The sequence below is a fragment of the Paenibacillus sp. DCT19 genome (assembly GCF_003268635.1).
GTDB lineage: Bacteria > Bacillota > Bacilli > Paenibacillales > Paenibacillaceae > Paenibacillus.
The window spans coordinates 2,994,848-3,006,915 of record NZ_CP029639.1 but is presented as its reverse complement, the minus strand read 5'-3'; the positions used below and the strand labels follow the sequence as shown (position 1 = coordinate 3,006,915).

Sequence of the window (12,068 nt, the reverse complement as noted above, 5' to 3'; positions counted from 1 at the left end):
AGAATTTTTCTCTCTAGCGCGTTTTTGATTCATTCTAGTGAATATCCTTCTTCTTGAAATTCCCGCCTTTAACTTCAGCTACATCGTATACGACTACAAAAGCCGTAGGATCAATTTCATGAATGATATCTTTAATTTTACTTTCTTCCATCCGGTTGATGACACACGTAATTTCTTTGAATTGCTCGTTAGAGTATCCACCATACGCATCGGTATATGTTGCCCCACGTCCTAGACGATCACGAATGGTTTCGACCATAATCTCTGGTTGATTCGTAATAATTTTGAATGTCTTGGAACCGCTCAAGCCTTCTTCAACGATATGTATAACTTTAGAAGCAATAAAATACGCAAGCCCTGACAGAATCGCGCCTTGCAAACCGAATACGGTAGACACGACGATAAACACAAACATGTTGAGGAACAGGATCAGGTCACTCGTTCCAAATGGGACTTTACGGGATAACAACACAGCCAACATGTCTATTCCATCTAATGCTCCGCCATTACGTAGTGCTAGACCCATACCAAAACCGATAATAATACCTCCAACAACGGTAACCAGCAAGGTATCACCTTGAATAATCGTTGGTACATGGTGCATCAGACTGGTGCTAACTGCAAGTGAAGCAATACCGATGACCGAATATAAGGCAAAGCTCTTACCGATCTGCTTATAACCGAGCCATACAAAAGGAATGTTAATAAGCCCGATTAACATGCCGAGTGGTAGTCCGAACAATTGTGATCCTACGATGCTAAGGCCGGTTACGCCACCGTCCGAGACATTGTTAGGAATCAATATGGCTTCCAGACCATATGCCGTGATAAATCCCCCGATAATGATTAACAATACTTTGGAGAGGATCTTCAGCTTGTTCGATTTTTGTATTCTGTTTTGATTCATTCCATTTCCCCCTTGATGAACGATGAACAACATGAATTTTAGCAAACATAAAAAATAGTCTATAACAAAAATCACACTTTTGGCAATAGAAGGTCATTTAATCAAAGCAGGTTATGCTCCTATTGAATCCAACCTCATTACATTATTTCCCGATAAATGATCGATATGCCATAATTTTGAGTTCAAGCATTTCGTTCGCGGCATGAAGGTTGTTCATCTGATCTTCAACGGCTCTCTTATGATTCTCCAGTAGCTTCAAACGTTCTGGAGCCGTATGCTCGCCTTCTTGAAATAACGAAGCATACTTTTTAATGACAGCGATCGGCATTTGTGTTTCTTTTAACTTGATGACAAACTGCAGCCATTTGAGATGAGACTCATTGTATCGCCTGTCTCCACCGGCATCACGAAGTGGAATGATAATCTGCTCTTTCTCGTAATATCTCAACGTGTGGGCACTGATCCCGAGCAATTCAGCGACTTCACCAATGGTATGCATGGTTGTACTCCTTTCCATTTTCTTGCTTGACTTAGAGTAAGCTCTAATCAGTATAATCAACTCGTAGCCACATCACAATAATAAATACTGAAATTAGATTCGGAGGAATTCTCATGAAATACACCGTAATTACTGGAGCAAGTTCAGGCATTGGATATGAAGCAGCTTTGGCATTTGCCGCACGTGGCAAACGTCTAATCTTAGCTGCACGCAGAACCGCTGAGTTGGAACAGTTAAAATCCAAAGTTGCCGAGATCGATAACACGTTAGACGTTGTCATTCGTACCGTAGACCTATCCATTGCCGCGGATGTACATGCTTTCTATGAAAGCTTGAACGGTTATTCCATTGAAACATGGATCAACAATGCTGGCTTTGGCAATTTTGCCTCAGTTGGTGAACAACATTTACCTAAAATTGAACAAATGCTTCATCTCAATATCGAAGCACTTACGATTCTCTCCACTCTCTATGTTCGGGATTATGCCGAAACTCCAGGCACACAGATTATCAACATCTCTTCAGGAGGCGGTTATACGATTGTACCGGATGCGGTAACGTATTGCGCAACCAAGTTTTATGTCAGCGCCTTTACCGAAGGTCTGGCCCAAGAGCTTAAAAGTAAACATGTTCCCATGCAAGCCAAAGTACTCGCACCTGCTGCTACAGAAACCGAGTTTGCCGAACGTGCCTTTGATCTAGATCAGTTCCAATATGAGGGGCGTGTGCCTAAGTTCCATACAGCCCAGCAGATGGCCGGATTCTTACTAGATCTGTATGACAGCGAATATGTCGTAGGGATCGTTAATGGATTAACGTATGAATTTGAACTGAAAGATCCCATCTTTCCTTATGCCGCCAGAGCAGCAAGTAAACCCGTTGATTCAAACGAGTAAAGCAAAAAAGAGCAGTTCCAGGTCACACGAGTGTGATTTGGGAACTGCTCTTTTTACTTATATAATTACAATATACATCGCTAGAGTGCTATCGCTGATAAACTTAGGATATATAATAACGTATTAAGCCAATCTTGTTTTGAAATCCTGGTATCCGAACTCACGTACGATTTCGCAATCGCCATCTTTTCGTTTGACTGCAATAGCTGGCAGCGGCATGCCGTTGAACGTATTGGTTTTCACCATGGAGTAGATCGCCATGTCCTCAAATACGAGGCGGTCACCTTCTTGCAAAGGTTGATCGAATGAATAGTCTCCAATAACGTCACCAGATAGGCAGGTTTGTCCACCCAGACGATACAGATGCGCTTTCTCTCCCACTTCTCCCGAACCGATCAACGGCGGGCGATATGGCATTTCAAGTACATCTGGCATATGACATGTAGCTGAAGTATCCAGAATGGCGATATCCATGCCGTTTTTGTGGAAATCCAGGACAGAAGTAACCAGATAACCTGCATTTAGAGCAACGGCTTCCCCCGGCTCCAGGTATACTTCTAGATCATAATCGTTCTGCATACGCTTAATGCAAGCTTCCAATCTTGGAATGTCGTAGTCTTCACGCGTGATATGGTGTCCACCGCCGAAGTTAATCCATTCCATCTGTGGCAGCCATTGACCGAACTTTTCTACCACTGCGTTCAGTGTTGTCTCCAGATCATCGGAGTTTTGCTGACACAATGTGTGGAAATGCAGTCCCGATACTCCTTCGAGCAGTTCTGCTCGGAAATCCTCTTGTTTAGCTCCAAAACGTGAACCCGGAGAACACGGATCATAGATCTCGTGTCCTTCTTGGGTTGAACATTCCGGGTTAATGCGCAAACCAACCTTGCGGCCAGCCTGAAGCGCCTTATCCTTAAATTTCGCAAGCTGCGAAAATGAGTTGAAAATGATGTGGTCACAGATCGAAATAATCTCGTCGATCTCTTCTGCACGGTAAGCTGGCGCAAAGACATGGTTTTCCTTGCCCATTTCTTCGTGACCCAAACGTGCTTCATACAGTCCACTTGCTGTCGCACCACTCAGGTATTCTCCAATGAGAGGATACATCGCAGTCATGGAAAACGCCTTTTGTGCAAGCACAATTTTGGCACCTGTACGCTGCATAACCCCGTTCAGGATTTTCAGGTTTTTCTCAATCAGGCTCTCGTCAACAACAAAGCACGGCGTCGGTAATTGCTCAAACCGCATTTTAACGAACAAGCTCCGATTCTTTTGCTTCTTCTGGCAGCTCATCAACCAATACCGGGTTGAAGTCTTCTACCCATGGGAGACCCCATTTGTTCAGTTCTTCCATGAACGGATCTGGGTTGAACTCTTCTACGTTGAATACGCCTGGTTTATTCCATTTACCTGTCATAACCATTGCTGCACCGATCATTGCTGGAACGCCTGTTGTGTAAGAAATCGCTTGGGAACCAACTTCTTTGAAGCACTCTTGGTGGTCACAGATGTTGTACACATAGTACGTTTTGTCTTGACCATCTTTTTTACCTTTGAAAATACAACCGATGTTCGTTTTACCCACTGTACGTGGTCCAAGAGATGCTGGATCTGGCAATACTGCTTTCAAGAATTGCAAAGGAATGATTTGTTTACCTTCATATTCAATCGGTTCGATTGAAGTCATGCCTACGTTTTCCAATGCTTTCAAGTGAGTCAGGTAGCTTTGACCAAATGTCATGAAGAAACGGATACGTTTCAGACCAGGAATGTTTTTCGCCAAGGACTCCAACTCTTCATGGTACAACAGGTACATGTCTTTTTCGCCAACTTCTTTGAAGTCATAGACACGCTTGATTTCCATTGGCTTCGTTTCGATCCATTCACCATTTTCCCAGTATCTTCCGTTAGCTGAAACTTCACGGATGTTGATCTCAGGGTTGAAGTTTGTTGCGAACGGATAACCATGGTCACCGCCATTGCAGTCAAGAATGTCGATGTATTCGATCTCGTCGAAATAGTGTTTCAGGGCATATGCAGAGAATACGCCAGTTACGCCAGGGTCAAATCCGCTTCCGAGCAGTGCAGTGATGCCTGCTTTTTCAAAGCGCTCTTTGTAATCCCATTGCCAGCTATATTCGAATTTTGCTGTATCTTCTGGCTCATAGTTCGCTGTATCCATGTAGTTTGTTTTCGTTGCAAGACAAGCATCCATGATCGTCAGATCCTGATATGGCAAAGCCAGATTCATGACGATATCCGGTTTAACTTCATTGATCAGCGCGATCAACTCGTCAACATTGTCCGCATCAACTTGTGCTGTTGTAATTTTTGTTTTGCCGCCGTCCAGCTTCGCTTTAAGTTCGTCACATTTGGATTTTGTACGACTCGCGATACAGATCTCCTCAAAAACTTCGCTATTTTGAACGCATTTGTGTACTGCCACAGAAGCAACGCCGCCGGCGCCGATGATTAGTGCTTTTCCCATTTTTCATTCTCCTATCCCCATATGTAGGTTTGTTTTTTTTGTACGATTCCATGCCATCACAGATTGTATTGTTTCATTATGCAACGTTCACCCGCTACTGATACAATAAAAAAAGCAAGGTGAAAAATGCCGCATGTTTGCGCATCATCACACTTGCTTGTTGATATACATCATAAATAAGACGTGAAGTCTCCTTGACCAAAAAAATTCACAAGAACTCCTTTGGCGGAAAGCTCCTTCATGTATATCAATATTGGATCAGAGTCTATATAGCAAATAATTCGCCTTTACCACTCTTATTGACCGTTTCACAAGTTGATGTGCAATTGCACTGGTTGTAAAGTAACCAACTTATAAAATTTGAGCTTTGAACTCAATCAATAAGGCAACATAAGTTGCCAATCGGCGTTTGACCCGGCTGTCCGTATGGCCTTAACTTCCTGGTGGAAGTGGTCAAATTTATCTGCTGGAAAGCTCTAATTCATATTGATAAATCAACTTTCCAAAATCACAGGTATTACACTATCAGACGTTTCCGAAAAAATCAAGGTATAATTTAAAATTAATTTGGAGAGGCCATTAAACTATACATGGAATTGGTAACCCTCGAATACTTTCAGCCCTTCACGATTGAGCAATTCCTTTACAACCTCAGGTTGTTGCGGACTTTTCTCAAACACTTCTTCACAAGAGATCATAATGTTACTGCCAGCAATTTCTGCCAATTGATCATGGGATACACTATACACAAGTCTACCCAGATTAGACCATACCATCGCTCCGGAACACATTACGCATGGTTCACAACTCGTATACAAAGTGTATTCGCTTAAGTCAAATACGTGATGCTCTGAACAAAATTTTCGTATAAGTCCAATTTCGGCGTGATGGGTCGGATCACAAAACGTATTAATTTTATTTTCACCAATCATGACGATTTCTTCATCCTTAACCAGAATTGCGCCAAAAGGTTCGTTTCCCTTTGACGGGCTTGTTGTGCAATCTCAATAGCTTTATGCATAAAATATTCATCTTTTCTCATCTAACTAACCTCCAGAACATTATTAATCCAACATTTAAGTAAGCTTATACTGCATCCATTTCTACAACATCTGCCGAATACTCCTATTCTAACATGAAAACCGATATAAGCATGACCGACATCCTTTAAAATTCAAGTGAGAGCCGTTCATACAAAGGATTCACTTGTAAACCGTCTCTGTTTCGACTCTATTCGATGATTCCAATCCACAGAATGATATCTGCCCTGTATCCACTCCTGTTAAGCCAAATCTACCTTCCGCATCTTAATCATGTGAACCCGAACAAGTCATATATGGTACGAATATTAATGAGGTAAGGTTGGATATTCATTCATTTCTTTATAAAACTTCCCCTTTAATTTAATCGTTCACTGACATGACTGAAATCCCCATATAAATTACAAACATCATAGAAAATGGATTTTAAATCCGCCATTTGAATCACCTTAAAGTTTGCTCATTGAGTAAATTTGCACATTGTGTAAGTTGTTGTTATGATAATTTCACATCATTACTTCTCTGCCCTATATTCTCGTGAGACTAAATTTTATTAGACATAAGGGGGAATTCTATTTACACGTTAAACAAAATAACTAATTCCACCAGCATCGCTGGAGATGGAGATGAACGCATAGCGACTGCTCATGATTAAACGAAATTTAAGACATCTAAAAAAAGAAGCGACCGAAAAGGCGCTTGCCAGCATTGCATTTGAACTTACACTGGAGCATGGGCTTGATGGTTTTACTGTCGAAGATATTGTGCAAAAAGCGGGGTATTCTCGCAGAACATTTGCCAATTATTTCACTTGTAAGGAAGAAGCTGTTGCCAGAGGAGCTACATCGGTTCAGAATACGGCTGAACTAGAGCATTTGCTCACCGAACTGCCCGAGCACGCTTCTCTGCTCGATGTCCTCTACCAATTAATTAAAATGCAGCTCACTACAGAGCTAATAGGAAGATTGCATCAACTCTTAGTATTGTCGAAGACCTATCCCGTGCTGGAGCCACATTACCTCGGGGCAATGCACCAGATGCAGACACAAGCTCAAGAAACGCTGCTGGATCTGTCTGATGGAAAGTACGATGAAATCTATACTTATCTTCTACTTAACTCGATCTATGGGACAATACTTCCATTAATTGATGGAAGGCTCAACGTGTTATTGCCAGGTCAAGTTGCTACACATGATACCAGAGAAGGTGCAATCACGTTCGACCAGTTTTTAGAAACTGTTTTTAATCATTTGCGAAAAGGATTCTAGCCTCCCATCATTCATATGCATCTATTCAAAGGAGTGTAAAAGAGAGAAATGTCTACGTTATTATACAAATTGGGAAAAACTGCTTTTCGCAAACCGGGATACTTCATTATTGGCTGGGTACTGATTCTGGGCATTGTCATTTCGATGATCAGCATCAATGGTGTACATATCAGCTCTGAAATGAAGATCGAAGGTACAGAGTCACAGAAAGTGTTGGATCAATTAGCGGAAGAACTGCCAGCCGCATCTGGCGGTCAAGGTAGTGTCGTTTTCAAGGCACCTGATAACGAACGTTTGGATACACCTGAACGTCTTGGTGCGATTATGAAAGGTGTCAGCGAGGTATACGGGTTAGAGCAAGTCATTAATCCCGCCGATTATGCAGCAGAAGCAAGCAGTGCCGGTGCGTCTGCAGACATGTCTCAGGCTGCCGGTGCAGCAGCACAATCCGGAAATACAACACCACCTCCATACGGGCCATTGATGGTAGAAGGTGTTCCTGTTCCCGGTGTATTAATCTCTTCGGACGGCAGCATCGCTCTATTCCAGTTCCAATTCACGATTGAGCAGTCTGCTATTACACAGGATGTATTCGACTCAGTAATTCAATCCGTTATGAAGGTAGAGCAAGGAACCAATATCACTGTACTGCCGGGTGAAACACTCAAAACGGTATCAATCGGCGTCGGCTCTGCTGAGATTGTCGGATTGGTTATCGCTGTCATTGTTCTGTTAATCACGCTGGGTTCCGTTGTTGCCGCGGGGTTACCTCTGGTTACAGCTCTTCTTGGGGTTGCGATCGGGGTCGGCGGAGCATTCTCAATCTCCAAATTTATCGAAATGCCTAGTGTCACTTCCGTTCTGGCGCTTATGGTTGGTCTGGCGGTCGGCATCGATTACGCTCTGTTCATTGTCAATCGCCAGCGCCGAATGATTATTGATCAGCGCTTGAGCGCACAAGAAGCAACGGCAAGAGCAATTGGTACATCAGGCAGCGCCGTATTCTTTGCTGGCTTAACGGTTATCATTGCACTCTGCGGTATGCTTGTTATCGGGCTTGCCTTCTTATCCACGATGGCTCTTGTTGCAGCTGCGACCGTGCTTATTAACGTATTTGTTGCGTTGACCCTATTGCCAGCTCTACTGGGGCTTGTCGGAGAACGCATCTGTTCAACTAAAGCTCGTGAGAAGGGTACGCAATCATCCAAAACGTCTAATCACGGAATTGCTGACAGATGGGTTAAATTTGTTATCAAAAACCGTTGGGCTGCTATTATTGCCATCGTTGTTATTCTGGGCTTTGCCGCTACACCAATCACCAAAATGGAAATGGGCATCCCTGGAGCATCCTCGGCAAATCTGGACACAACAGCAAGACAGAGTTATGATGCCATCTCTGAAGGGTTCGGAGAAGGATTCAACGGCCCGCTTATTTTGGTCGCAGAACCTAACAACTCTTCAGCTCAGGTCACCCCTGAACTAGTAGGCGGCCTGATGATGGGTCTGCAAAGTCAGGATAATGTTGCACAGGTCACGCCGCTTGGCATGACAGAAGATCTGGCGATATTTAGTCTCATTCCGAAGACAGGTCCGAACGATGTGACCACCAAAGATCTAGTCAATGATCTACGCTCTGCCGATGCCAGTTTTGCACAGCAGAATGACGTTAAAATTGGAGTTACAGGTCTGACAGCGGTCAACATTGATATGTCGGCCAAACTGGCACAGGTATTCCCTATTTATGTAGGTATTATTATTCTACTCTCACTTATCATTCTATTGCTTGTATTCCGTTCCATTATCGTTCCGATCAAAGCAACGATTGGCTTCCTGCTTAGTATCCTGGCTACATTCGGGATTACAACCGCGGTGTTCCAATGGGGCTGGCTGCATTCGCTCTTTGGCTTCGATACGGGCGGTCCACTGCTAAGCTTCATGCCGATTATCGTAACCGGTATTTTGTATGGTCTAGCGATGGACTATCAAGTGTTCCTTGTCAGCTCGATGCGCGAATCGTATGTACATGGTCACAGAGGACGCGAATCGGTGGTTCATGGATACAATCAGGTCAGTCGCGTTGTTGTAGCGGCAGCGGTGATCATGGTTTCAGTATTCGCAGGGTTCATCTTCACTGATGATGTCATGATCAAGCAGATTGGTTTTACGTTGGCCGTAGGTATCCTTATTGATGCCTTCATCATTCGTATGGGACTTGTTCCTGCCACTATGGCGATCTTCGGCGACAAAGCCTGGACACTTCCTAAATGGCTGGATCGCATCCTGCCGAATCTGGATGTTGAGGGTGAGAAGCTGATTGCATCACTGAATGCGAGCGATCAAGCACCTTCTAATTCTGGATCAAAAAATAAATAAATGATTAGTAGACTTAGCTAATCATCATATGCCTAATACGAAGACCTCCTCTGATGAATTCATTGGAGGTCTTTTTTTATTTTACATACTCGCCAATCCATTGATCTAAGCAATGATGTCTTGGATATTCTGATCATAGCCAAGAGATTGGCACGAAGACACAAAGCTTGAAAACAATTTTTGACTATACTCATCTACACTGAAACTGTATTCTGGATGCCACTGAACAGCCATAACAAATGTACGATCTGGCATCACTACGGCTTCCACTAGACCATCCTCGGCAACAGCGACTGCCGTTAATTGATCAGCTAAAACTTTGATTCCTTGATGATGATAACTATTCACTTTAATCGTGTTGGTCTGAACAATATCGTGAAGTAAATTGTTATTAACGATATGTACATCATGGACAAGATTCGTATACGGCGGACTTTGCTTGTGCTGAACTGGTGTGGCTACCTGAAATCCGGTAGGAATGTCCTGAATCAAAGACCCACCCAACATGACGTTAAATAGCTGCAATCCACGGCAAATCCCGAAGGCTGGTTTATCCAGTTCAACGACCTTTTGAAAAAGAAGTGCCTCCATTCGATCCCGTTCATAACATAGCTCCCCGCACGTATCCTCCACCTTTTCATGATAGAGCTCTGGATTGAGATCATGTCCGCCGGTAAACAAAAATCCGTCAAACTCATGAGCCAACCGTATCATAATTTCGGGGTTAGTCGTCAGAGGTAACATAATTGGAATTCCGCCCGCACTCTCTATGGCATACATATAATCTGGTAACATCCAATAACTTTTTTATTTGAATCATATAACGGCAGAACACCGATGATTGGCTTTTTCATTGACTTTACCTCCTCATGTCATAGAACTTCCGATTGGAATCAGGAAATCTTTTTATCATTCTATCAAATCTGCTTACATACAAGCTCACCAAAAGATTGTATTTTTTTACTATATCTCAGCTACATGGGAATGCACTAGTTAATATAGAACAACAGAAAACCATACACCTTCGCTAAACAGCAGCAAAATTGTATGGTATCTCTTAAATCCTATTCCGTTATTCATTTAGTAAAATCATTCAATCTAATTAGGCAGTCCATTAGGCTGCATTCGTCGCCATTTCTCCATCTGGCTTCAATTGAATCGAACGCTGGCATACCTTCGTAATTACAAAAGCCGATAATGCCAACACCACGGCAACCGGGGGAACCCAGTTTACGCCACCCAAATTAACCGCAAGCCCGCCGAATCCGGAGCCGAGCGCAATACCTAGGTTTGCCGATACAGGCAGTAAGGTGGATGCAAAGGCTTTGGATTTTGGCGCAACTACGCCAGATACATCAAACAGGTACAATTGGGAAGCCGCACTTAAGGAGGATGACAGACATCCGATCAGGAATAAAAAGGTCAGCCCAAGCCATAGATTCGATACCGCTAAACTCAACCCCACGAAGATGACGGCTTGAATAACAAAAAGCCACTTGAGCTTGGATAAGAAATCGCCTTTGGCAATTTTCGCTCCGATCCAGTTACTCAAAATACTACAAGCTCCATAGATCAGGAGCACACCGCTGATCCAACGTGCAGGTACGCCCATAGACTGACCCAATAATGGAGTAATGTACGTAAATGTCACGAAGATACAGCTATTACCTAGTACTGGAATCAAGCAGGCCAGCAGGATACGAGGTTTCATAAATAATACCATTTGATCACTGAATGAACTGGTAATCGTTGTCGTTTGCCGCGGAAGAATACGGAACATCAGTATGAACGGTATAACACCAATCCCAGCGGTTACTACAAAGGTCATCCACCAGTTCAGATGCTGTCCGATGAATGTCCCCAGTGGCACGCCAAGCACGTTAGCAATAGAAAATCCACCCAGGATCCAAGCAATCGCCTCGCCCCTTCTTTCCTGCTGAACTGCATCGCTAGCAATGGAGATCGACAGCGAAACGGTGAGCCCACAAGCGACCGCTGATACAATACGAATAGCCATCAATGAATAGAATGTTGTAGCGAACACCGTCAACAGGTTCAACACAAGCACAATGCCAAAACCAATCAGAATGGAGCTTCTGCGTGACAGTTTGGACAAGGATGCAACCGCAAATGGTGTTCCGATAGCGTAGGCAATCGCGAAGCCAGACACAAGCGCACCCGCTGCGGCCAACGATACCTTCATCGCATGCTCTATTTCTTTTAATACCCCTACGATGACATATTCCGTCGTGCCTAATACAAAGCTCACTAGCGTAAGCGTTAATATAAGTAAAGTTTCTCTATTTCTAGTCATGAATAAGCCCTCACTATTCCTCTCTATTGTTGCGATTGTTGCGAACCTTTCTATGTCTCTAATATTTATTTGATGTCATGCAATATGCTTTCCCTTCCCCTCAGTTCGATATATAGTACATATGAATAGTCAAATTGTACTGTCAGATGAGGTTAAGCGACAATCAAGGTTGTTGTGGTCTTATTCATAAACATGATATATGTTGTCATTTGATTCACAGATGCACTGAAGGGAAGACATTGCTGAATGAATACACACTTCGAATCCGCCCAACGATATG

General features: G+C 43.3%; 9 protein-coding genes and 1 pseudogene. 3 read left to right on the top strand and 7 right to left on the bottom strand.

What is annotated here, in order from left to right; all coding sequences use genetic code 11:
* Positions 1-34: 34 nt before the first annotated feature.
* Together DMB88_RS13720 and DMB88_RS13715 are read right to left on the bottom strand one after the other, a co-directional pair.
* Positions 35-907 (bottom strand): YitT family protein, encoded by an 873-nt coding sequence (locus DMB88_RS13720; protein ID WP_128101793.1) that lies wholly within the window; start codon positions 905-907, stop codon positions 35-37.
* Positions 908-1,049: 142 nt separating this feature from the next.
* Positions 1,050-1,406 carry a MerR family transcriptional regulator gene (locus DMB88_RS13715; protein WP_128101792.1) on the bottom strand — a complete coding sequence of 119 codons (357 nt, stop codon included), beginning with the start codon at positions 1,404-1,406 and terminating at the stop codon, positions 1,050-1,052.
* 113 nt (positions 1,407-1,519) lie between these two features.
* On the opposite strand from DMB88_RS13715, the gene DMB88_RS13710 reads away from it, so the two are divergent.
* Positions 1,520-2,302: an SDR family NAD(P)-dependent oxidoreductase gene (locus DMB88_RS13710; RefSeq protein ID WP_128101791.1), complete on the top strand. Its 783-nt coding sequence runs from the start codon at positions 1,520-1,522 to the stop codon at positions 2,300-2,302.
* 123 nt (positions 2,303-2,425) lie between these two features.
* Here DMB88_RS13710 and nspC read toward each other — a convergent pair whose 3' ends face one another.
* The 3 genes and pseudogenes from nspC to DMB88_RS13695 form a co-directional block, all read right to left on the bottom strand.
* Positions 2,426-3,553 (bottom strand): carboxynorspermidine decarboxylase, encoded by a 1,128-nt coding sequence (nspC, locus tag DMB88_RS13705; RefSeq protein WP_128101790.1) that lies wholly within the window; start codon positions 3,551-3,553, stop codon positions 2,426-2,428.
* Between the two features lies 1 nt (position 3,554).
* On the bottom strand, positions 3,555-4,793 hold the full coding sequence (locus DMB88_RS13700) for a saccharopine dehydrogenase family protein (protein ID WP_128101789.1): 1,239 nt from the start codon (positions 4,791-4,793) through the stop codon (positions 3,555-3,557).
* A gap of 584 nt (positions 4,794-5,377) precedes the next feature.
* A pseudogene (locus DMB88_RS13695) lies at positions 5,378-5,835 on the bottom strand (nucleoside deaminase).
* A gap of 645 nt (positions 5,836-6,480) precedes the next feature.
* Here DMB88_RS13695 and DMB88_RS13690 point away from each other — a divergent pair.
* Complete coding sequence (locus DMB88_RS13690; protein WP_128101788.1) at positions 6,481-7,101, top strand: TetR/AcrR family transcriptional regulator; 621 nt, start codon at positions 6,481-6,483, stop codon at positions 7,099-7,101.
* Between the two features lie 48 nt (positions 7,102-7,149).
* Positions 7,150-9,474 (top strand): MMPL family transporter, encoded by a 2,325-nt coding sequence (locus DMB88_RS13685; protein ID WP_128101787.1) that lies wholly within the window; start codon positions 7,150-7,152, stop codon positions 9,472-9,474.
* A gap of 105 nt (positions 9,475-9,579) precedes the next feature.
* Here DMB88_RS13685 and DMB88_RS13680 read toward each other — a convergent pair whose 3' ends face one another.
* Both DMB88_RS13680 and DMB88_RS13675 read right to left on the bottom strand, forming a co-directional pair.
* Complete coding sequence (locus tag DMB88_RS13680) at positions 9,580-10,254, bottom strand: gamma-glutamyl-gamma-aminobutyrate hydrolase family protein (protein ID WP_254438558.1); 675 nt, start codon at positions 10,252-10,254, stop codon at positions 9,580-9,582.
* 334 nt (positions 10,255-10,588) lie between these two features.
* Positions 10,589-11,788 carry an MFS transporter gene (locus tag DMB88_RS13675; RefSeq protein ID WP_128101786.1) on the bottom strand — a complete coding sequence of 400 codons (1,200 nt, stop codon included), beginning with the start codon at positions 11,786-11,788 and terminating at the stop codon, positions 10,589-10,591.
* Positions 11,789-12,068: the final 280 nt, after the last annotated feature.